The 22287-nt window shown below is 33.0% G+C and carries 18 protein-coding genes; 5 read left to right on the top strand and 13 right to left on the bottom strand.

The window, feature by feature from the left end:
• Positions 1-10: 10 nt before the first annotated feature.
• From ACTNDN_RS16750 to ACTNDN_RS16700, 11 genes are all read right to left on the bottom strand, one after another.
• Positions 11-1459, bottom strand: coding sequence for a flippase (locus ACTNDN_RS16750; RefSeq protein ID WP_441131588.1), 1449 nt, complete (start codon positions 1457-1459; stop codon positions 11-13).
• Positions 1460-1461: 2 nt separating this feature from the next.
• The gene (gene glf, locus ACTNDN_RS16745) at positions 1462-2586 is read right to left on the bottom strand and encodes a UDP-galactopyranose mutase (protein WP_441131587.1); all 1125 of its coding nucleotides are present in this window, start codon (positions 2584-2586) and stop codon (positions 1462-1464) included.
• Positions 2587-2621: 35 nt separating this feature from the next.
• Complete coding sequence (locus ACTNDN_RS16740; protein WP_441131586.1) at positions 2622-3779, bottom strand: glycosyltransferase family 4 protein; 1158 nt, start codon at positions 3777-3779, stop codon at positions 2622-2624.
• Between the two features lie 34 nt (positions 3780-3813).
• Entirely contained in the window at positions 3814-4974 is a 1161-nt protein-coding gene (locus ACTNDN_RS16735; RefSeq protein WP_441131585.1) for an EpsG family protein, read from the bottom strand.
• A gap of 126 nt (positions 4975-5100) precedes the next feature.
• Positions 5101-6177 carry a glycosyltransferase family 4 protein gene (locus ACTNDN_RS16730; RefSeq protein WP_441131584.1) on the bottom strand — a complete coding sequence of 359 codons (1077 nt, stop codon included), beginning with the start codon at positions 6175-6177 and terminating at the stop codon, positions 5101-5103.
• 89 nt (positions 6178-6266) lie between these two features.
• The gene (gene gmd / locus ACTNDN_RS16725; protein ID WP_441131583.1) at positions 6267-7346 is read right to left on the bottom strand and encodes a GDP-mannose 4,6-dehydratase; all 1080 of its coding nucleotides are present in this window, start codon (positions 7344-7346) and stop codon (positions 6267-6269) included.
• A gap of 40 nt (positions 7347-7386) precedes the next feature.
• Positions 7387-8328, bottom strand: coding sequence for a GDP-L-fucose synthase (gene fcl / locus ACTNDN_RS16720; RefSeq protein ID WP_441131582.1), 942 nt, complete (start codon positions 8326-8328; stop codon positions 7387-7389).
• Between the two features lie 13 nt (positions 8329-8341).
• Positions 8342-9016, bottom strand: coding sequence for a sugar transferase (locus tag ACTNDN_RS16715; protein ID WP_441131581.1), 675 nt, complete (start codon positions 9014-9016; stop codon positions 8342-8344).
• 118 nt (positions 9017-9134) lie between these two features.
• Entirely contained in the window at positions 9135-9899 is a 765-nt protein-coding gene (locus tag ACTNDN_RS16710; protein WP_441131580.1) for a tyrosine-protein phosphatase, read from the bottom strand.
• A gap of 122 nt (positions 9900-10021) precedes the next feature.
• On the bottom strand, positions 10022-10729 hold the full coding sequence (locus tag ACTNDN_RS16705) for a CpsD/CapB family tyrosine-protein kinase (protein WP_031536211.1): 708 nt from the start codon (positions 10727-10729) through the stop codon (positions 10022-10024).
• Complete coding sequence (locus tag ACTNDN_RS16700; protein WP_031536210.1) at positions 10716-11462, bottom strand: YveK family protein; 747 nt, start codon at positions 11460-11462, stop codon at positions 10716-10718. Before ACTNDN_RS16700 ends, ACTNDN_RS16705 begins: the two co-directional genes overlap by 14 nt.
• A gap of 231 nt (positions 11463-11693) precedes the next feature.
• Between ACTNDN_RS16700 and ACTNDN_RS16695 the strand changes: the two genes are divergently transcribed.
• The 5 genes from ACTNDN_RS16695 to ACTNDN_RS16675 all read left to right on the top strand — a co-directional run bounded on the left by ACTNDN_RS16695 (position 11694) and on the right by ACTNDN_RS16675 (position 21013).
• Positions 11694-12500 carry a hypothetical protein gene (locus ACTNDN_RS16695; protein ID WP_441131579.1) on the top strand — a complete coding sequence of 269 codons (807 nt, stop codon included), beginning with the start codon at positions 11694-11696 and terminating at the stop codon, positions 12498-12500.
• A 430-nt stretch (positions 12501-12930) separates the two neighbouring features.
• The gene (locus ACTNDN_RS16690) at positions 12931-15660 is read left to right on the top strand and encodes an N-acetylmuramoyl-L-alanine amidase (RefSeq protein WP_441131578.1); all 2730 of its coding nucleotides are present in this window, start codon (positions 12931-12933) and stop codon (positions 15658-15660) included.
• A gap of 136 nt (positions 15661-15796) precedes the next feature.
• Positions 15797-16912: a mechanosensitive ion channel family protein gene (locus ACTNDN_RS16685; RefSeq protein WP_441131577.1), complete on the top strand. Its 1116-nt coding sequence runs from the start codon at positions 15797-15799 to the stop codon at positions 16910-16912.
• A gap of 1109 nt (positions 16913-18021) precedes the next feature.
• Complete coding sequence (locus ACTNDN_RS16680; RefSeq protein ID WP_441131576.1) at positions 18022-18768, top strand: hypothetical protein; 747 nt, start codon at positions 18022-18024, stop codon at positions 18766-18768.
• A gap of 2059 nt (positions 18769-20827) precedes the next feature.
• Positions 20828-21013 (top strand): hypothetical protein, encoded by a 186-nt coding sequence (locus tag ACTNDN_RS16675; RefSeq protein WP_441131575.1) that lies wholly within the window; start codon positions 20828-20830, stop codon positions 21011-21013.
• Positions 21014-21146: 133 nt separating this feature from the next.
• Here ACTNDN_RS16675 and ACTNDN_RS16670 read toward each other — a convergent pair whose 3' ends face one another.
• Positions 21147-21338, bottom strand: a complete 192-nt coding sequence (locus ACTNDN_RS16670; RefSeq protein ID WP_031536171.1) for a YgaP family membrane protein — start codon at positions 21336-21338, stop codon at positions 21147-21149.
• 108 nt (positions 21339-21446) lie between these two features.
• On the bottom strand, positions 21447-22112 hold the full coding sequence (locus ACTNDN_RS16665; RefSeq protein WP_441131574.1) for a Crp/Fnr family transcriptional regulator: 666 nt from the start codon (positions 22110-22112) through the stop codon (positions 21447-21449).
• Between the last annotated feature and the right edge of the window lie 175 nt (positions 22113-22287).

The following is a 22287-nucleotide window of genomic DNA, read 5'->3' as shown; positions in this document are numbered from 1 at the left end:
CACACTTTCTTTAAAGTTTTCTAAACTTCACTCTATAATGCATAATGTATTTTAAAATATTGTTAAATACCATTTTATTTAGAGTTGATTTAAATAAAAATAATAAACTAAAATACACTACAATACCTACTACAATTTGAAACAACAATTTAAATTCATTAGTAATAAAAGGGGATAAAAGTCGAATTGATATATACATTAATAAAGAAGAAACAAAATATTTCCAAGTTGATTTTAGCATTCTAGTTATATCTAAGGCTTTCCGCACTAAATAGAATTGCACTAATGTAACTAATATCTCAGCAATTAAAGTTGCAATAGCTGCTCCAACAGCATGATATAATCTAATTAAATATAGATTCAATACAAAATTAACAATCGCTCCTATTAAAACAGATAATGTAAATTTTCTGACTTGCTTTGTTGGCATTAAATATTGTTGCCCAATTACATTACTCCAAGCAATAAAAATGATAATAGGACTAATAATAGTAATTATTATTCCTGTATTTTTAAATGCCTCACCAAAAAACCATGGTGCGAAGTTCATAGCGATACTTGCTAAACCAAAAGCTAATGGAAATGATAGATATGAAGAAAAATTAAATGAGTTATACAAATAATCCTTAACTTGATTCATTTCACCTTTTGCAAATGTATTAGATACTCTAGGTAACATAACGATTCCCATAGAGGTAACGATAGCCAAAATAACTTTTACAATCTTATCTGCATTTTCGAATATACCTACTTCATCAACATTAGAAAAAATACCTAACATTGTTTTATTCAATATCACATATACTTGAATAGCAATCTGAGGAATAAACAATACTATTGATGGAAAAAAATGTTTTTTTATTTCATTCCAACTCATTTTAATTACATTTACTATTTTAGGTAAATAGAACCATAAAGATAAATTGCCTAAAAATTGAGAAAACGTTAAAATAAAAACATATTTCCATAAGTCTTCTGGGTTCTTTACAAAAATAAAAACACATAAAACTCCAAGTAGCTTTACTAATAAATTTCTAACTACCGTTTTTTTAAAATCTTCTAACCCTATAAATAACCATGAAATATCAATTGCCGCTGCTATGATTAAAATTGATTGTATTAAGAAAATTACTTTAAATGAATCAACAAACATAAGAAAAAAAAAGAATAATATTAACGAAAATATCGAAGTAATGAACTTTAGCGAAAAAATGCCCCAAAAAGTTATACTTAATTGGTTTTTATTATCCCGAATATATGCAATTTCTCTACTTCCATATAAACTAATTCCTATAGTTCCTATTAAAATAAAGTATTGCACTATTGAGTTAGTATATGCATTTATACCAATCCCACTCTTTCCTAAAATTCTAGAAACATAGGGAATTGTAATCAATGGTATGACCAAGGTTGCAACTTGATATGTTATGTTATAGATGAAATTTTTTTTTAAATTCATTATTAATTTCCTATACTCTGTTCACTTTCAAATTCATTTTTCACAATTGCTAAAGATGACGCTATTACTTGATGCATATCATAATATTTATACATTCCTAGGCGACCACCAAATATTACATTTGGTAAACTTTCCGATAATTTTTGATATGCTCTATATTTTTCATTATTTACTTTATTATTAATAGGATAATAAGGTTCATCACCTTCAGTCCAATTTTTTGGATATTCTTCTGTTACAATAGTTTTATCCTGTTGTCCAAACTCAAAATGTTTATGCTCTATGATTCTTGTATATGGGGTACTAGAATCTGTATAATTTACAACGGCGTTCCCTTGAAAATTCTTTTGATTTAATATTTTTGTATTAAAAGTTAAACTTCTATACTCTAAAGTCCCATATTTATACTCAAAAAATTGATCAATCATACCAGTATATACAATTTTAGGAAAATTATCTAAATACAGATCTTTTTTGTCAAAGAAATCTGTATTTAATTCAACATCAATTAAGCTACTTGATAACATTTTTTCAACTATTTGTGTGTAACCTCCTATTGGTATTCCTTGATATTTATCATTAAAATAGTTATTATCATAATTAAAACGCACTGGTAATCTATTTATAATAAAGGCCGGTAATTCTGTTGCCTTTCTTCCCCATTGCTTTTCTGTATACCCTTTAATTAATTTTCCATAAATATCAGATCCTACCAATGATATTGCTTGCTCTTCTAAATTGTTTGGTTTCTGAATATTCGCTCGTTTAATTTGTTCTTTTATTTTTGCTTTTGCTTGATCAGGTGTAATAACTCCCCACAACTTATTAAAAGTATTCATATTAAATGGCAGATTATATATTTCACCCTTATAATTAGCAATCGGACTATTTGTATATCTATTAAATTCCGCAAATTGATTTACATATTCCCAAATATTAGTATCATTCGTATGAAAGATATGTGCTCCATATTTATGGACATTTATCCCCTCAACATTTTCGGTATATATATTTCCAGCAATATGTGATCTTTTTTCAATAACTTTTACTCTTTTCCCTCTTTTTGCAGCCTCGTAAGCAAACGTACTGCCAAATAATCCTGAACCAACTACTAAATAATCGTACATTTATATTCTCCAATCATTTAAATTTTTTACCTTGATTAAATCTCATTTAAAATCTCATTAATAATTTTTATATATCCTTCCCCAAATTTCTCTAAAGTACAATTATTTTCATAGAACCTCCTATTACTTTTTTCGTACTCACTTATTGTTCCTTTAGTTAATTCATTCACAAATCTAATTTTTTCAATCATATCTTTTGTATTGGCATTTTTAAATAACGTAACTCCCTCTGATAACCTAGATAAAGTTTTATTCCCACCAGTGTTCGAGGCAATTAATATTTTTCCTTGAGCCATAATTTCTAAAGCAACTAGATCAAAATATGTGTTTCTATTAGGTAACAGAACTATATCAGAACTATTGATTAAATTTTCAACATCATTAATTCTCCCAAGCTCTATCCAATTATTATCAATGGGATGAACTAATCCATCATCATTCCCTGCACATACTACCATAAAGCCCATTTTTTTTATTTCTTCAAAGGATTCAATTAATACATCGTATCCTTTCACAAAATTATGCCTTCCAATATATGTTAGGATTTTCTGATTAGAATTTATTCCTAATACATTCTTTTTATATTCATCTTTTTTGATTGTTGGAATTAGGTAATCAACTCCACTATATAGATATTTAAAAGGGATATTTTTACTTCTTTTGTTATAACCTGGGAATTCATAATAAATTTCTTCTGCCTCTTCACTCGGAAATATAAATCCATCAGCATTTTTATAAGCAAATTTTTCAATTTTTCTTAAGAATAGCTTCAAGATTGGAAAATTATATGATGTATCATACTTAATTTGTAATGAAGAAATAATTTCATTTGATAAAGGTTCTGGTCTATGTGGTGTTAAGATAACCTGTCCTTTATATCGTAATTGTCGTTTTAATAAAAATAAGTCTTCAACAGAATGAACATGTAATACATTTGTGGTACGAAAATTTCCATTTACTTTTATTGCTTTTCTCTTCTTACCAATTAAAAAATGTAAAAGATATTTTAGCTCTTCTAAAAACATATTATTAATTCTACTATTACTAGTATTATTGTCAGTCTTTACTTTTCCCCAAGAAAAAACCTTAACTTCACTATTATTTAGGCCTCTTAATAAATTTGATAAATATCCTGATGGCCCGCCAGCTTTTTCTTTTATAGGACCATTCATAAAAATTCCAAAATTTTTCACGTAACTGATTCTCCCTATAATATTTCATAATAGATTACCAACCAAGATAAAACATACTATCCGGATTATGAACTCCTGCTTCATATAAAATGATCATAAAATTATAAAGTAATAAAAATAAGAATGTTAAATAAACATACCAATTTTTATTTTTATTATTATTATTATATACAAATAGTATTTTAGATAATAGCATAAAATTGCCTATACTAAACAAATAACTTAATCTATATCCTATTGTTGTAGCTGACAAAATTATAAAGATAATATTCACAAAACTCCCAATAATTTGCGAGTTCATGAGCACTCTAAAAGTGGTATCTTTTTCTATGAGCTTATAATATTTAAAAGATATCAATATAATAAGAATATTCATTATTATTATAAAATAAAGATTAAAATTCAAAAGAATAACATGTAATCTACCTAAATAGTGGTATCCATTTCCACTGTTATAGTAAGTTAAATAATAGAAAAATTTCCAAATTATATAATTTTCACCTGAATAATTTATACTTATCAGTTGAGGGAATACTACAACTCTGAAAAAAATGGTTAAAAATATGGTTAGGAATAGTGTTATTAAATACTTTTTCTTTGTCCATTTAGCTTTTAAAAAAGGAAATAAAATTATTGAAGCAACGCTAGAAAAGTGAAATAAAATCGTACTTACATTCTTAATATATGCCTTAAGTTTTTCTCCTTTCGATAAGCTATAAATAGCACTTAAATAAACTATTGCTGCAAAAAAACCCCTAATAACTTCTATCGGTCCTTTTATTAAATATATTAATAAAAAAACACAGTATATTTTAACTGGATTCTGTTCATTTTTAATAATATTGTATAAGATAATCATTGGAATACTTCCCGCAATCAATAAGAAATATTCATAACCAAATCCTCTACTATTCAAAAATATAGATAATATATTAAAAAAAGGCTCCAATCTACTACTAAAGAGTGAATCTAGTGTTAAATCAGAGAATGAACTTCCACTACTTTCAAACCACAATCTATGAGGTTCTAAATCTAATCCAATAACTCTTAAAGATAAAAAAATTGAAATCACTATTGTATAGACCATCAAAAATCTTTTATTTGCTTTTTCACTAAATTTTCTTTCATGAAACGCATGAATTATTATAATTAATAAAATTAAACATACAAATAATATGTTAATTATTCTTATCATAAAATTAACCCTTCTAATTTTTGCTCTTTTTTATTTATTAACTTCTTTACAAACTATTAAATTTAATTCATATCTTTCAAGTCCCAACCAATTATTATGAAGTCGGAATGACTTTATAATAATTGGCTAAATATCTTCTAAAATTTTCACCCATTTGTCAGTTATATTAGTAATATTAAATTTATCAGTTAAATTGGATGTAGCTTTAGACATGGATTTTCTTAATTCAATATCTTCTATTAAATTTGATACTTTTTCAACCATCATATTCTTATTACCAGGCTCTATTAAATATCCATTCTCATTATTTATTATAATTTCACTGGGACCTGTTAAAATATCATAGCTAACTAGGGGCAGTTTATTTGCCAAACCCTCTAATAAGGTCATTGGAAAGCCCTCATATAATGAGGTCATTACCAGGATTGAATAATCAGGGTATTTACTATATAAATTATCAGATTGCCCCATAAGTATTAATTTATTCTGCAATTCATGCTTTTTTACTTCGTTGCTTATTCTTTCCTTTAATTCACCATCTCCATAAATATGCCATTCCCATCCTGGATATTTTTTTAATACTTCAGACGCAACTTCAACAGCATCTATAAAGTTTTTTTGATATGTTAATCTTCCAACACTTATAATTTTTTTTGAATTAATATTATAATTTAATTCATCTCTTTGGAGATACTGATCAATAGGATTATAAATATAATCAATATTATTTAAAACTAAGTTTTCCTTATAGTTTTCCATATCCTTTTTAGTTAATGTTAACACTAAATCAGAAAATCTAGCACCAACTTTTCTTGTAAATCTTTGGAATGAATTATCAGTTGTAACATAAAAATTTGAATGTTCCCAACAAATAAGTTTAGTTTTATTCATTCGTGTTGCTAGTACACCCATTGGGAAAAATAAAGCTCCACAAGCAATTATGACATCAAATTTATTTTTTTTCATTATTTTTCGTAGCTTAAAGGTTCCAGATAATAAGCCTTTTTTCATATCTAATCTGCTATCTAGTAATACATGTTGTTTAACATTTTTATTCAACTTTTTATATAAATTATTCTGATTATAATAGCTGACAATTGATATATCAAAATTCCCACTCAGTTTATTAGCTATTAGGGATACAACCCTTGGTATCCCACCGCTTCCAGAGATATCGCCTAGTAAAAAACAAATCCTTTTCATTTCCCCACCATTTTCTTTTAGAGACTATATTTATCCCATATATAAGCATCTTAATTTCTATATATAATTCTTATTGTATTGGTTATATATTAGTCAAACATTTTTCTATACTTATCTTCATTTTGTACTTTTTTCATATCAGCAATGACCATTTTACGTACTAGCTCATCAAAAGAAGTTTTCGTAGGATTCCAACCTAATAAAGTTTTAGATTTAGTAGGATCCCCCAACAACTGATCAACCTCAGCAGGACGAAAAAACTTAGGATCAACTTCTACAATAACTTCACCAGTAGATTTATTAATCCCTTTCTCCTCTACACCTTGTCCAGTCCATTCAATCTCAATATCAACATGCTTAAACGCAAGATCAACAAACTCACGAACTGTATGCATCTCCCCAGTAGCAATAACAAAATCCTCAGGCTTATCATGTTGAAGAATCAACCACATACATTCAACGTAGTCTTTAGCATAACCCCAATCACGTAATGAATCTAAGTTACCTAAAGTAAGCTTCTTCTGCTTTCCTTGTGCAATACGAGCAGCAGCTAATGAAATTTTTCTAGTTACAAAAGTTTCCCCACGTCTTTCTGATTCATGATTAAATAAAATACCATTAACGGCAAACATATTATAGGACTCACGATAGTTCTTTGTAATCCAAAAACCATAAATTTTTGCTACCCCATACGGAGAACGAGGATAGAAAGGTGTAGTTTCTTTTTGCGGAACTTCTTGAACCTTACCATATAGCTCAGAAGTAGAAGCTTGATATACACGTGTTTTTTCTGTCAGTCCTAAAATACGAACAGCTTCTAAAATATTCAAAGTACCTTTTGCATCAACGTCTAGTGTATAACCCGGCATATCAAAAGAAACTCTCACATGCGATTGTGCAGCCAAGTTATAGATTTCATCAGGTTTAATTTCACCAATTATACGAGTAATATTTAATGCATCCGTTACATCTCCATAATGCAAGTGAAAATTAGAATTATCTAATAAAGCCTTTGATTCTTCCTCAGTAAGAAGCTCTTCCAAACGCTCTTGGTTATAGGAAGAACTTCGGCGAATAATCCCATGTACTTCATAGTCCTTTTCTAATAATAGTTCTGCTAAATAAGAACCATCTTGTCCTGTAACACCCGTAATTAATGCCTTTTTCATCATAATCCCCCAAAATATATTAATTTAAATAGTTTATAAATTATTTAGATACTTCCAATTCATTTTCTAAGAACCAATTATAGGCTTTTCGCAATCCTTCTTCTAAAGAAGTCGTTGCCTTCCAGCCTAAAGAATTTATCTTAGTTACGTCTACTAATTTCCTTGGTGTTCCATCAGGTTTTGATGTATCAAATTTCAATTCACCTTGGAAACCTGTCACCTTTTTAACCAAGTTAGCAAGATCTTTAATAGGTAAATCATCACCAACACCAATATTTACAATTTCATTTCCTTCATAATTATTCATTAAGAATAAACACGCATCTGCTAAATCATCAGAATAAAGAAATTCTCTTTTAGGTGTACCGGTACCCCAAACTTCTACATACTCGCTTTTATTCACTTTAGCCTCATGGAATTTTCTTATTAATGCAGGCAATACATGGGAAGATTTCAAATCAAAGTTATCATTTTCCCCATATAAGTTAGTAGGCATTGCCGATATAAATTTCGCACCATATTGTCTGTTATAAGATTCACACATTTTAATTCCAGCAATCTTCGCAATAGCATAAGGTTCATTAGTTGGTTCTAATTCACCTGTTAGCAAATATTCTTCTTTAAGTGGCTGAGGTGCCATTTTTGGATAAATACAAGTGCTTCCCAAGAATAATAGCTTCTTCACATTTGTACGATAAGATGCGTCAATTACATTTGTTTGAATCATCAAATTATCACGAATAAAGTCAGCTGGATATTCATTATTTGCAACAATCCCACCAACCTTAGCTGCTGCTAGAAATACATATTCAATTTGTTCTTCATCAAAAAATTTGTTAACTTCAATTGGGTTTCTTAAATCCAATTCTTTGCTTGTTCTAGCTACTAGATTTGTGTATCCTTCCGATTCCAGCTTTCTATAAATTGCTGAACCAACTAATCCTCTATGACCCGCCACATAAATTTTTGAATCTTTATTCATGGATGATTTCCCCTTAATAAGCATTTTTCGATCCAAATAACACCAATACAGTTTTTAATATTATTTTTATATCAAATAATAAAGATCTCTCTTTAATATATTTTAAATCCAACTCAACCATCTCATCAAACCCAACATTACTCCTACCACTAACCTGCCAAAGCCCTGTACACCCCGGAGTCACTAACAACCTCTGCCTATCATAAGCAGAATACTCCGCAACCTCCCTAGGAAGAGGCGGTCTTGGCCCAACCAAACTCATATCCCCTCTAAGCACATTAAACAACTGTGGCAATTCATCCACACTAGTTTTCCGAATAAACTTCCCAATCTTCGTTACCCTCGGGTCATCCTTCATCTTAAACATCGCCCCAGAAACCTCGTTCAAAGCCAATAACTCGTTCAAACGCTCTTCTGCATCAGATGCCATCGAGCGAAACTTATACATATAAAATTCTTTCCCGTCTTTCCCAACTCTCAATTGCTTAAAGAAAACCTTCCCCTTTGGATCTTCTACTTTGATCAATAGCGCAATGATAACAAAAAGAATACTTAGCACAACCAATCCACAGAATGAACCAATGATGTCTATTGCTCTTTTCATTACAAGGTAACTACGAGCTGTATTTACAGATATATTCTTTTTCTTTTCTAAATACAGAGATTGATCCTTATAAAACTCAGACATCACCATACCACCTATCTTCCCTTAATTTTTTCTGTCTCTCTATGTAACTATCAGATAACTAACGATAAAATATATTCACTAGTACATTCTATCGTTAGTTATCTAGTAAACTTTCCTATTAAAAAATCCCTAAAAACTTCTTTCTCTGAATACGTTCAGGAATTTCTTTTATCACATTCTTATCTTCCAAAAGCAACTCTGCATTCTCTTTAAAAAGATAAACATAATCTACTCCAAAGTTATCTTCCACCATATCTAATCCTTCCATCATCTTAAAACTTCGATTATGGACGTTATGAGCATCTGAAGCTAAGAAGTGCGTTAAATTACTCTCAATCATCTGCTCCGAAAACTTCTTCACATTCTTCCCAAAGTACCCAGCCACACTAGATGCTGTCACTTGCGTTAACGCCCCATTTTTCACAAACTGATAAAGAAGATCAGGTTTCTCCTGTAATTCTTTATTTCTCTCTGGATGAACAATAATTGGAATGATTCCCTCTATTTGCAGTTCATACAGCAATCTCTCTGCATATCGTGGAACAGAGGAAGAAGGAAACTCAATGAAAAGGTATTTTGTATGATTAAGTGTGAGAATTTCTTCCTTATAATAATCTTCTAACACTTCTCCATAAATTCTTACTTCCTGTCCTGGAAGTATCGAAAGAGGAATATTTTCTTGTTTTAAAACGGTGTTTAAGTCATTTACTTTTGTAAGAATAGAAGATTTTGGATTACTGAACTTGTTATTCTTATGATGAGGTGTAGCAATAATCGTTGTTATTCCTTCTTGGACAGCCGCTCTTGCCATCGCCACGCTATCTTCTATTGTCGCTGCCCCATCATCAATCCCAGGTAATATATGACAGTGAATATCAATCATTATGCTACACCTCTCTATTTTTAGTAATCTATTATTATTTCCAGATAACACTTCAAAAATAGTAACATTGAACTACTGATTCGTAAATAGCGAAGATTGTCGAATTCTCGTCTACTTACTTGTTAATTTGTTCCATAGTAATAATAGTCACCTTTTTTGTCCGCTTTTTTATTATTTAGGACAACTCCTAATACTTTCCCTGAAGTCGCTGATAGCTTTTCTTTTGTTTGCACAACTGCTTCTTTATCCGTTTTTCCACTACTAACTACCAATATACTTCCATGACAATGATTAGCGAGCACTTGTGCATCTGTAACGGCTAATACTGGTGGTGTATCAAATAGGACAATATCAAACTCCTCTAGAGCTCTCTCTAAGAAATGATTCATCGCACGGGAACCCAATAGCTCAGAAGGATTTGGTGGGATCGGACCACTAGGTAAAACATACAGATTTTTCTCTTCATTTTCATGAACAGCTTCCATTAAGCCTAACTGATTCGTTAGAACGGATGTTAATCCAGATGAATTATTCAAGTTAAAGGTATAATGAACAGTTGGTTTACGTAAATCAGCATCAACAAGCAGAACTGTTTTTCCTTGTTGAGCAAAAACAATCGCTAAGTTGGCTGTCGTTGTCGATTTTCCTTCTCCTGGTCCAGAAGATGTCACTAAGATAGAACGTATCTCTTCATCAATACTTGAATAAAGAATGTTTGTACGGATTGTTCTGTATTGCTCAGAAATAGGAGATTTCGGATCATACTTTGCAATAAGTTTTCTTCTATTTAATGCTAAACCGCCTTTTTTGCTTCTCTTACTTGCTGCCAAGTAAATCCCCCCTACTTCTTCCTTTTTGAGCGCCTCTTAACTTCGCTTCATGGCTTTCATCAATGGTTGTAATGGCACCTAATACCGGTAAACCTAGCAATTTCTCAATATCCTGTTCTGTTTTCAGCGTATTATCTAAGTATTCTAGTAAAAATGCTAACCCAACTCCAATCATTAACCCTACTACCGCTGCAATCGCAATATTAAGTGGTGGGTTTGGACTGATTGGCGCTTGATTTTCTTGGTCCTCTGCAAGTGGCAATACTGTCACATTGTCAATGGACATAATATTTTTAATTTCTTTTTCGAACACTTCTGCCGTTTTATTGGCAATTTGCAAAGCTACTGTTGGATCAGCATCCGTAACAGATAGAGTCATTACCTGCGAATTTTGCGCACTTTCCACAGTAATCTTACTATTCAATTCTGAAACACTCATATCTAAATTCAATTCTTCTTTTACAATATTTAAGATAGCCGCACTTTTTAGAATCACACTATATGTGCTAATCATTTGCACGTTTGCCTGTACTTCACCTGAATTAATGACAGCTGATGATTCTTCTTTCTTTTGGTTGACAAGAATTTGTGTTGAAGATTTATACTCCGGTGTAATAATGAAATAACTTACTACCCCACTTACAATCATTGCAATTAAAGTGATGGAGATAATAAGGGCAAATCGTTTCTTAAGTGTGTCGAATAATTCTTTTAGACTAATCGTTTCTTCCATGACTTCCTCCTAGAAAAATATAAAAAACTAAAAATATTATATCATATATCATTGCATATATTATCATTTCTTGTCATAATTTTAATAGATTTGAATTACTACGTTTATTACTATACCAATTAATTGACATTTTTCCTATCTATTTTTTACAAAAGGGAGAAGTTACCTACATACTTGTAAATTATCGGTATACTTAAATAAAACGATTATACTGAATTCCTGGAGGTTGAAATGAAAGCAGCTATTCTATCTATTCTTTCTATTGTTCTTGTTGTGGTTCTTATTATTGGAAATATTCATTGGAATATTCGGGGAGATAGTCCTTTATCACCGATTCACGATACACACGATTCAACGGTTTCCCAAGAAAAAAGTTCTAATTCAGAGAGCTACTTTAGCCTTGATTACTATATGGGCTTTGCTAAATCTTGGCCAGAACAAGCGCAACAAGTATTAGAAGCGAAATTATCAGACAAAAATTCCTTTCATATTTTACTAGTCGGCTCAGATGCGATTGGCGATCAAGAGTCTGGTTTACTTCCCCCTTTAAAAGAAGCATTGACTAGTAAGTATGATCAATATGTAACCATCGACAGTATCGCTTATGACGGAACTACTTCCGATTATGTAAATGACGAAGAGTATGAATCTCTAATTGACAAGAAACCAGATATGGTTATCTTTGAGCCATTCTTATTACATGATAATGACAAAGCAGTAAATATTTCTACAACATTAACGAATATCAATAAGGTCATTAAAGAAACCAAGGATTCGTTGCCTGATGTTACGTTCGTTTTAATGCCAGCACATCCATTATATGAAGCCAACCTTTATCCTATGCAAGTCAGTGATTTAGAGAAATATGCCGAAGCTGAAGAAATTCCCTATTGGAACCATTGGGAAGCTTGGCCAGATAGTAAGGATGAAAAGGTTCAAGATTATTACAAGGAACTAGATGGCGATAAATCGATTGCGAATGAACAAGGGTTTGAAGTTTGGAGCGAGTATTTGGCTGATAAGCTCATTTCACAGTAATTATGTATATAATGTCCTAAATAAGCGAGTAGTACTCGCTTATTTTTTTGTTTAGTCGTTCTATATAACGTACGATTATCTTATCATATTTACTGAATATTCGTAAATACGATTTTTCGATGTGTTTTTATGTAAGCGTTACCTAGTTTCTTCTATTATATATAGTTGAATAATAAAAAGGTAAAGGCATTCCTTTTTTCAACTGTTTTATCACTTTATTTGTTTGATCTGCCTTCCTTTCTTTGTCTTCGGGAATCAAATTTCCCATATTATGCAATTTATTCGATAGGTCTTTTTTCTTATTTATACATTTATAATTAAAAAATACCATAATTTAGTAGGAAAATAGTACTTTTTTCTGCCAGAATTATGCTAGAATAGTAGTGTTATACAGATATATTCTGCAAAAAAATGAAGAAGGGTTTTGGTGATGAGGAATAAAGTTTTATTATTAATTGCTGTAATGGTATTTAGTTTGGTGTTTCCTACTAACTTAAATGTCGGCTATGCCACGGAAAACGGGGATACCGATGAGTTAGATATTGCTCCGAGTTATTATTTCATCTACTATAATGGCGAAAAACAAGATATTAGTCTAAATAAGGATGTGGTTTTACACCTAAATGGCTGGACAGATGACACACAGACATCCGTTCAAGGTTATCTATCAGATAGATTAGGTGATCATGAAGTTTTTTCCATGAATGTTGGAGAAGAGCGGGAACAGCTTTCGATTTCTGATGAAGATAGTATTCTTTATCGAATAGCACCCTCTGAATCCTATAAAGCGGAACAAGTAGAACCGGTTACATTCACAGATCAAACTACTGTGGTGACTGAAAATGATAATGGTACTTCTATAGAAGAAATAAAGACAGTGGATGAATATGGTACAATCGTTCACAATCAAGGTTTAACCTACTATTCTACTGACGAAAATCAGCAAAAAACGGTGATTACGAAGGAAGAATATGATGCTTTAAACCTTGTAACAGACCCTTCTTCTTCTGAAGATGCAGAAGAAACGGCGACTCCTAGTGAAGAAGTTTCTGAAGAACTGCCAACAGAAGATAAGGTGGAACAAGAGAAAGATCAAGATGCTTCCTTAGAAAAGGCGGAAACAGAGGAGAGCAAATCGAAAGAGGAACCGACTACTGTCATGCCAAAAGCAGAAGCTTCTCGTGCTCTGAAAGCAGCTGTCGTGAATCCTTCTATTAACTATTCAAGCTATGTAGAAGGAATCAAATGGCAACTTCCCGTTAAAGACGGAGAACTGTCTGGAACAAGCGGACAAGCGAAGCGATTAGAAGCAGTGAAAATTTTCATCGAAAATGCAACTTACTCTGGTGGCGTAACCTATAAGACGCATGTTCAAGGCTATGGCTGGATGACAGAGGAGAAGGATGGCGCAATCAGCGGTGCACCTGGTGAGAATAAGCGGATGGAAGCTATCCAGATAGAGCTAACCGGTGAAATGGCGAAACATTATGATGTTTATTACCGCCTACATGTACAAACATTTGGCTGGCTTGGATGGGCAAAAAACGGCGCATCTGCTGGTACGGAAGGTCTTTCCAAACGAGTAGAAGCTGTTGAGATTAAATTAGTAGAAAAAGGCGCAAAGGCTCCTGGTTCTACCGATAAATCCTTTATTACCAAACCATCTGTTACATATTCAACACATGTTCAAACAATCGGCTGGCAGCCTAATGTTGCAGATGGAGAAATGAGCGGAACTTCTGGACAAGCAAAACGACTAGAAGGCATTAAAATTGATTTAAAAAATAAGCCGTATGGTGGAAGTATCGAGTATTCCACACATGTTCAAACAATCGGCTGGCAAAATGCTGTGTCTAACGGGGAGCTATCTGGAACTTCTGGACAAAGCAAGCGTCTGGAAGGTATCCGTATAAATCTAACCGGCGATATGGCGAAACACTATGATATTTACTACCGTGTTCATGCCCAAAGCTATGGCTGGCTTGGATGGGCGAAAAACGGCGCATCTGCTGGTACGGAAGGTCTTTCGAAGCGTCTCGAAGCGATTGAGATTGTCTTAGTGGAGAAAGGGGCAAAGGCTCCTGGTTCGACAAGTACATCCTTCGTGAAGAAGCCAACTGTCACATACAGTACGCATGTACAAAGCAAAGGATGGCTATCTAATGTCGCAAATGGTGCTTCAAGTGGCACAACAGGACAATCAAAGCGATTAGAAGCGATTAAAATTGATTTAGCGAATACCGCATTTAGCGGAGATATTGTTTACTCTACTCATATACAAGGCACAGGGTGGGTAACGAACTCTTCTAACGGAGATATCTCTGGTACGGTTGGAAAAAGTAAACGAATGGAAGCAATAAAAATTAGTTTAACTGGTGATATGGCGAAATATTTCGATGTTTACTACCGTGTTCATGCCCAAAGCTATGGCTGGCTTGGATGGGCGAAAAATGGAATGAAAGCTGGAACAGAAGGATTGTCTAAGCGATTAGAAGCCATTCAAATCAAGCTTGTTCCAAAAGGTAGTGGCTCATCTGTGAGTGCAACAAAAGCATTTAAAAAGGCAAAATCTGTTTTCTTAGATCCAGGACATGGCGGATCTGATCCAGGTGCAATGGCTGGTGGGTATACAGAAGCTGGCTTGAATTTAGCAGTTGCGAAGAAAGTGGAAAAGTTATTGAAAGACCGTGGCTATATTGTCTATATGTCTCGAACATCTGACACCTATCTTTCTTTACTAGACCGTTCCAAAAAAGCCAATGAGCTTAATCCAGACATCTTTGTGAGCATCCATCATAATTCAACTGGATCTGGTTCGACAACAGCGTCTGGAATCGAATCGTATTACTACAAATATAATCCAGCCTATCCTTCTGTCATCAATAGCGATAAGCATAATGATCCAAACCGCGTGATGAAAAGCACATTGCTAGCGGATTTGATACAGAATGAAATGATTAGCGCAACAGATGCCACTAATCGTGGCATTGATGGTGAAACACTTGCTGTTTTACGAGAAACAGCAGTACCAGCTACTTTACTGGAGCTTGGATTTATTAATAATACAGCTGAGCGTAAAAAGCTTGTAACGAGCAGCTATCAGAATAAATTAGCAAAAGCTATTGCAGATGGCATCGAAGAGTATTTTGAAAGATTTTAAGCTTAATCAAGGATCAGCAGGAATGCTGATCCTTTTTTCTATGGATAGACTTGTCATATTACATTTTATTTACTCTTGTCGTGAGTTGCTTGGGTTTGCTTATTCCTATGCTATAATATTTTTCGAGGTGATTTAGATGGGGGATTTACAAGTATGGTCGCAATGGGAAAGATTTATCGCTGCGTTTCAGCGTTTCAACTGGATTGATATAGGTATCGCCTTACTAATCTTTCTTGTATTCTTAGGGTTTAGAAAGCTATTTACGACCTATATTTTCAAGTTAGTGTTAGGAATGGTAAAGAAATTACCAGTAGCTACGGTTTCCAAAGTATTATTAGCGTTTGAAAAACCACTTCGTTGGTTCTGGGTCATTATCGGAACTTACTTGGCTTTAACTTATTTGCCATTTCCGATTACTACTTTCTACTTTGTGCAACAGATATATAAGTCCTTTATTATCGGATTAATCGGCTGGGGAATCTTTCAGTATTTTTCCGATCAATCGAATCCTTTTGAACGACTGGTGTCGCGAACAAAGCTAGATGCTGATAGCATGCTGATTCCTTTCTTAGGGAAGGTATTCCGGATGCTTGTTGTTATCTTTACTGCTGTTAGCATATTGGACATTTGGGATATTCAAATTGGTGCCTTCGTTGCTGGTCTCGGGGTTGCTGGTCTTGCCTTCTCCTTAGCAGCACAGGATACTGTGGCTAACTTCTTCGGCGGTGTTGTAATTATTACGGAAAAGCCATTTTCCAAGGGAGACTGGATTCAATCTCCTTCAGTGGAAGGAACAGTCGAGGATATCACATTCCGCAGTACGCAAATTCGCACATTTGCTGATTCGATTGTGACCGTTCCTAACTCAAAGCTTTCCAATGAAGCGATCACAAACTGGTCTAAAATGGCGAAGCGACAAATCAGCTATGAATTAGCGCTCTCCTATCGCACGCCAAATGAGAAATTACGGGTCGCTTTAAGAGAAATAGAAGAAATGCTTCATGCACACCAAGGTGTACATAAAGATGTCATCATGGTGCGATTCACGGAATTCCGAGATTACAGTTTAGGTGTCTTCATCTATTTCTTCTCGAAAACTACCGTTTGGTCAGAGTTTTTAGAAGTGAAGGAAGATACGAATTTACAAATATTAAATATTTTAGAGAAACACGGAATAGAAATCGCATTGCCTAGTCAGCAGATTTATTTGCCAGAGAAAGAGGAAGGGAAAAAGCTGATGGCTGGGGAATGATGGTTTTTCTTGAGGGATTGGTCTTAGGTGCTTTGATGCGCTTTGAGGCTGTCCCTTTTTCAATATTGAACTACAACTAATTTATTTTTAATTATTGCATCTCTCCTTTTGTTTCCATAGAATTTCTTACTTCTCCACATTCATTGCATCATACTTCTATTAAATTTAGCTATGACTGGTTTTGTATCTTGATATAACTTAGTATATTTTTCTCTATACCACGCTGGCGATATATTTACAAATACGGATATCGCTTATAGTAATAAAACAATATGGAGGATATTAAATGGCTATACAAAAAGACCATATAATCAGTGTATACGGACAGAATGTTACTTTTAGAAATGCGTATTCAAATCACCTACTTTTCAGGTAATAAAGATGAACTAAAAATGGAATACTCTGTTTTTGAAGACTCCACAAAAGATACTTTCATAGAAAAAATGACTTATGTCTTTATTCCTTCCGTAGCAGATGATTCTTTAAATTCGTTGAAACAAGGTTATGAAAACTTAAAAAACCAGAAAAGAATTTGAAGGAGCAATTGATGTAATGGAAGAAGGACAAACTTCTCATAAATAGTACAGACTTTCAACTACAAATAAAGGTAGACACACTACAATATAGTGTGTTAAGGAAAAGGTATAGGATCGCCATTTTTGCATTTGGAAAGACGCTCAATAGTCATCCCTTTGTTATCTTTAGTGTAATTATAGGTTGCTCCACACTCACAGAAGCCACTATATCGATTGCTATTATGACCTGAATCAATTTCTATATATACTTTTCTTTTTTTACAACAGAGACAATCTAAAATCAAAAAGTTCAACTCCTATATATTATTTATTCTGACTATATAAAAAATAATAAATTTGTGTATTTTTTACAATTTAGTACTATTGTATAGAGATTAAATACGGGGGAATATAATTTACATCCCCTAATTATTGCTATTTTAATAACCTATGGGTACTATTATATAAAAAAGAAGCCACTTTACGGTATTTATTTAAATCATACAGATTATTGGTATTAAGGAGGAATGTAGTAGGTAAAAACCTCACTACTAAAAATATATGAAAACTGACCAAGAATCTATAAGAATTGCAATGAAAGCATTAAAACGTTTAAAATGCCCAGAATTGAAGAGAGGCGAGGGCAATAATAAATTTATTAAATTCCAATCTAGTACTTACTTTAGAACGCCTGACCTTGTATCAGGTCCAAATAATGGGGATAAATTAGATTTTTATATTGATGTTCATTCTCCGAACGGTTCAATGTTTGATGTAAATAGTGCAGCTTACTTATCCCCTATTGCAGATAATATTGAAAATATGGTCAATGTACTGAAGGAAAATCCACATGGTACAATAGATAGAGTTTTTTTATCACCATATAAACAGTCCTATATTACTGAATGGGAAAATCCACTGAAAAAAAAGTCTAAAAGATACGGTACTGATAGGAATACACACTTATTTGGATTAGTTGGGATAGTTGATGGAAGGAAAGGTGGTGAGGATATTCTTAAGTCAGCAACTGACTTTGCAACTTTATCGGACACCGTTTTTGAAAAGTTACAGAGATACTACGCTAACGATTCTGTTAATCTAGAGCTTTTGAAAGAGGAGAAGAGAATACTTTTTAGTGAAACAGGGAATTTAATAAGAGTACAGTATGAAACTGATGAGCACTTCGCATTTTACTTAATTTTAGGATGTGGAGAATTAAAGAATTTAGGCTTGTTGCTAGTAAATTCAAAAGTATTTAAGTTGAAAGAATACAAATACCATCCAACTGTAATATGGCTTAAAAAGCTTTATAATCGCCCATACGATATCAAACTTCCATAAGTTTTTTCTATGTTTAAATCTAGATTCATTTATAGTAACATTAGATTTAAGAATAACAAAAAAACAAGGTTTAAAATAGTCGCTATAAGTGGCTATTTATTTTGCTTATTAAAAGGATACTATTATGTGAAAATCTCATTAAAGCACAATTAAAATAGCAACCTTCATGATAGCGCCATTTTCCAGAAATGAAGGTTGTTCATTTGCTCTTTTTCAAGGGTAAAGAATAAGAATAAAATTATTATTTCTCGAATTAAAAGGGCAATTAATAATTGTTGATTTTGATGAAGTTTATACTACAAAAATTGATTTATTTTTCTCACACTTGAGTACTATCTTTTTACTTTCTTATTAAACATCTAATTTATTTAAAACGCGATACCCCTTTCCCCCTTTTTAATTTCCCTTTTCTATAATTATCACACCTTACTCCGAATAGAAGATTGTGATTTTTCTCAACAAGCGATATCAGTGAGTAAATAGATGTATTTATCCATGTAGCCTTTCGAACCATTCCTACTATTTTTACTATAAGCTGTTTGTGAAAAGCGATATATGTTATTGGATCATTTCTCACCCGAGTTGGATTATATATGCATTGTTCACTCTCCGATTTCGCTACTCATTCCATTTAATTTAGTTATCCACCACTATACTATTGTATATTTGTTGTTTTTCCCTGAAACTGTCCTTTCCATATGTACACTTCTAAGAGTTTGTCTTTTTATGGTGCCTGTCACCGGTATTTCGAAACATTATATTCTAAACGGCAAAAAGGGCATGGGCGAAGTGCATGTAAGAATGGTGTCGGCGAGCCTGTGCGGGGAGACTATCAAGCTAGGTTGTTTCAGTTGCAGAAATTAGATTGAGTTTTGAAGTAGGAGTGAGCTAATGTTCACTTCTTTTTTTAATAAGCGAGTAGTAAATTGATGTATTATTCCATGTTGTATTTCGGGCTTTTCCTACTATTTTTCTAATAAGTGGTTAGAATAACTGTTATCAGGGGTAAAGTGGACTTGTCATTATCGAGGAGTGTTTCTACATGGAAAACGAAAAATTTGTTAAAGGCTTCACGATTGGATTAGGCATCAGTATTCCATTATGGACTTCTTTCTTTGGATGGATAAAGATTCTGTTACATGTGTTGGGGAAATAAGGATTGAGTGGTGAATGGAAGAAAATAACGGATGACTGGGACAGGCCACTGAAAAAGTGAATTACCTGGTGAATCGGTAGTTACCAAACCATTCTAACTTAGTGTAGGCTTTTGTTTTCCGAGGCTTACCGCTCGCTTTCCACGGGGCGAGCGCCGAGCCGCTTCGTCGCTACGCTCCTGCAGGGTCTCGGACTTTCTCGCATCTCCCGTAGGAGTCGAGCGGACACCTCTCCAAACTAACTTATTATTTGCTTTCAAATAAATATAACCTCATTTAATTTGCAGAACTAGACTTTTTCAGTGCCCTCGACTGGGAGAAGTGTCTTTTGTTTTGTTTTGCATTCTTTTGCTCGCGTTTTTTGGATATGAACAATCGTTTTTCTGTTTCCTACAAGATAAACACTTTCAACCTAAGTTGGTGTATACGACGGAGAACCCTTATTGTCTTCATTCAGTGTCCTTCTCATATGTACCATTCAGGCAGTTTGTCTTTTTGTGGTGCCTGTCACCGAAAAAAAGGTTAATAAATATTTCATATTTGCTAAACATATCGTTCATAATACTTTTATAAAATAAAGGTATAGGGTATATGCGTAATATACTAACGAAATGAGGTGCTTTAAAATGTTGGGAAAATGGATTAATTCTATCATCGAAAAACCTTTAATAAGTGCCGAAGATAATTTGGAGTATGAACATTTGCTAGAAATGGATTTTGAAGATAGTGACATAGAGATAATTAATATAGTATAGGGCGCCTTTTTAGGTGCCTTTTGTTTTGCTCTATAAAGGGATATTTATTTAATGGAAGTCTGCCTTTTGTTATCTATAGAATGTATCGGAAATAAAGTATAACATCCATTAATTTAACAGATAATACCTTCAAGTTGAGGAGGTGTAAGAATGGCATGGAATGGGGCAAAAAAAATAATCTGGTTTTTACTAGGAAGTACGCTTTTATCCAGTTTATTTAGTGGATTTATGATTTATTTATGTACGATGATAAATAAGGATGTATCCTTTTTAAGAAGAAAATTAAGTAATTCAGGTGACAATACGATAAGATTTCAAAAGTATCGGCAACCATAGGAAGTCTTGTTAGCTATTCATTCTATTCATCAGTCGGAATAATATTTCCTATCAAAACACCCCTAAATAGTTAGGCACCCCCCACCTACCTTCTTTATCGGCGGGGGGATTGCCCTTCCATCCAAGTACAAGCTTAATTAATTCTACAAGTATTTCTACCTAACAATTTATTGATGCCACACTTTTGTGTAAGTCCAGTGATTAGTAAAGGAAGGGAGATTAGGCCAAATAGCTTCCAATACCCTGGTAAAAAATAAAATAGTGATAAAAGGGCAATTCCTAATATGATGCGAAAACCTCTATCAAATCCTCCGACATTTTTCATTGTTAATTCCTCCTTTCAAGATATTTCTATCTTAGCAGGAGGAAGAGCATGAACTCCGTAACTAAGTTACATAACGAATAAAAGCAAAAAAAATTCTTTAACATGTCGTTATTCTACTAATTCTTCTAAGCCTGCTCGGTCTAAAATCATGATTTTCCCTCGCGTCAATGCGATATATTGATCTTTTTCTAGTTGTTTTAGTGTGCGACTAATTACTTCGCGAACAGATCCTAGTTCGATTGCTAATGTATCATGAGTTGTTTTGATAACATTTCCTTCCGCTTGTTCTAACAAATATTCTACTACTCGGCTGCGAATGGATTTGAAATTAATGTTATCGAGTAATTTAGAAAGGGTGAGGATTCTTCCGCAAATCGATTGAAAGATAAATTGGCGGAAGCTCTTATATGTATCAAACCACTCCCGAAAGATTGGTGTCGGAATGAAAAGCGCCAGGCTGTGGGTTTCCACACTAGCGGATGCTTCATATTCTGTTCCCCCTAAAATGCTCGAGCTCATTAAAGGACAACACTCTCCATCACTTATTCGGTATAGCGTTATTTCGCGCCCACTTTCACTTACTTTGTACATTCTCACCCTTCCATCTAAAATAAAAACAGCATAATCTAGAATAATTCCTTCTGGTATCGTTTGAGCTGGTTCCAGTTTCTTTACATCAATTCCAGCTTTACGCCATTCTTCATCTGGCAAATCAGCTAAATCAGGGAAAATAGAAACAATTTTTGGTAAATGGTCCTGTACGTTATTACTCATCGATTATTCTCCTTTCACCTTCTTCTTATTTATTTCATAGGATAGGATTTATTTGTTAATTCTATATTATAGCATTCGTTATATCTTTTCCTATTTTTCAAATCAAAACAAATCAGGCTTTAAACATGACAACATGCTGTCAACTTTCCTATGTTATTTTTAGTAAGTGAAGCAG

Origin of the sequence: Niallia sp. HCP3S3_B10 (assembly GCF_052064465.1) — a bacterium.
GTDB lineage: Bacteria > Bacillota > Bacilli > Bacillales > Cytobacillaceae > Niallia > Niallia hominis.
This window is presented reverse-complemented; position numbering and strand designations above follow the sequence as displayed.

Coding starts and splice junctions, on each gene's coding strand:
- ACTNDN_RS16750 (WP_441131588.1), bottom strand. CDS start 1,459: ATGAATTTAAAAAAAAATTTCATCTATAACATAACATATCAAGTTGCA.
- glf (WP_441131587.1), bottom strand. CDS start 2,586: ATGTACGATTATTTAGTAGTTGGTTCAGGATTATTTGGCAGTACGTTT.
- ACTNDN_RS16735 (WP_441131585.1), bottom strand. CDS start 4,974: ATGATAAGAATAATTAACATATTATTTGTATGTTTAATTTTATTAATT.
- ACTNDN_RS16730 (WP_441131584.1), bottom strand. CDS start 6,177: ATGAAAAGGATTTGTTTTTTACTAGGCGATATCTCTGGAAGCGGTGGG.
- gmd (WP_441131583.1), bottom strand. CDS start 7,346: ATGAAAAAGGCATTAATTACGGGTGTTACAGGACAAGATGGTTCTTAT.
- fcl (WP_441131582.1), bottom strand. CDS start 8,328: ATGAATAAAGATTCAAAAATTTATGTGGCGGGTCATAGAGGATTAGTT.
- ACTNDN_RS16715 (WP_441131581.1), bottom strand. CDS start 9,016: ATGTCTGAGTTTTATAAGGATCAATCTCTGTATTTAGAAAAGAAAAAG.
- ACTNDN_RS16710 (WP_441131580.1), bottom strand. CDS start 9,899: ATGATTGATATTCACTGTCATATATTACCTGGGATTGATGATGGGGCA.
- ACTNDN_RS16700 (WP_031536210.1), bottom strand. CDS start 11,462: ATGGAAGAAACGATTAGTCTAAAAGAATTATTCGACACACTTAAGAAA.
- ACTNDN_RS16695 (WP_441131579.1), top strand. CDS start 11,694: ATGAAAGCAGCTATTCTATCTATTCTTTCTATTGTTCTTGTTGTGGTT.
- ACTNDN_RS16690 (WP_441131578.1), top strand. CDS start 12,931: ATGAGGAATAAAGTTTTATTATTAATTGCTGTAATGGTATTTAGTTTG.
- ACTNDN_RS16685 (WP_441131577.1), top strand. CDS start 15,797: ATGGGGGATTTACAAGTATGGTCGCAATGGGAAAGATTTATCGCTGCG.
- ACTNDN_RS16680 (WP_441131576.1), top strand. CDS start 18,022: ATGAAAGCATTAAAACGTTTAAAATGCCCAGAATTGAAGAGAGGCGAG.
- ACTNDN_RS16675 (WP_441131575.1), top strand. CDS start 20,828: ATGGCATGGAATGGGGCAAAAAAAATAATCTGGTTTTTACTAGGAAGT.
- ACTNDN_RS16670 (WP_031536171.1), bottom strand. CDS start 21,338: ATGAAAAATGTCGGAGGATTTGATAGAGGTTTTCGCATCATATTAGGA.
- ACTNDN_RS16665 (WP_441131574.1), bottom strand. CDS start 22,112: ATGAGTAATAACGTACAGGACCATTTACCAAAAATTGTTTCTATTTTC.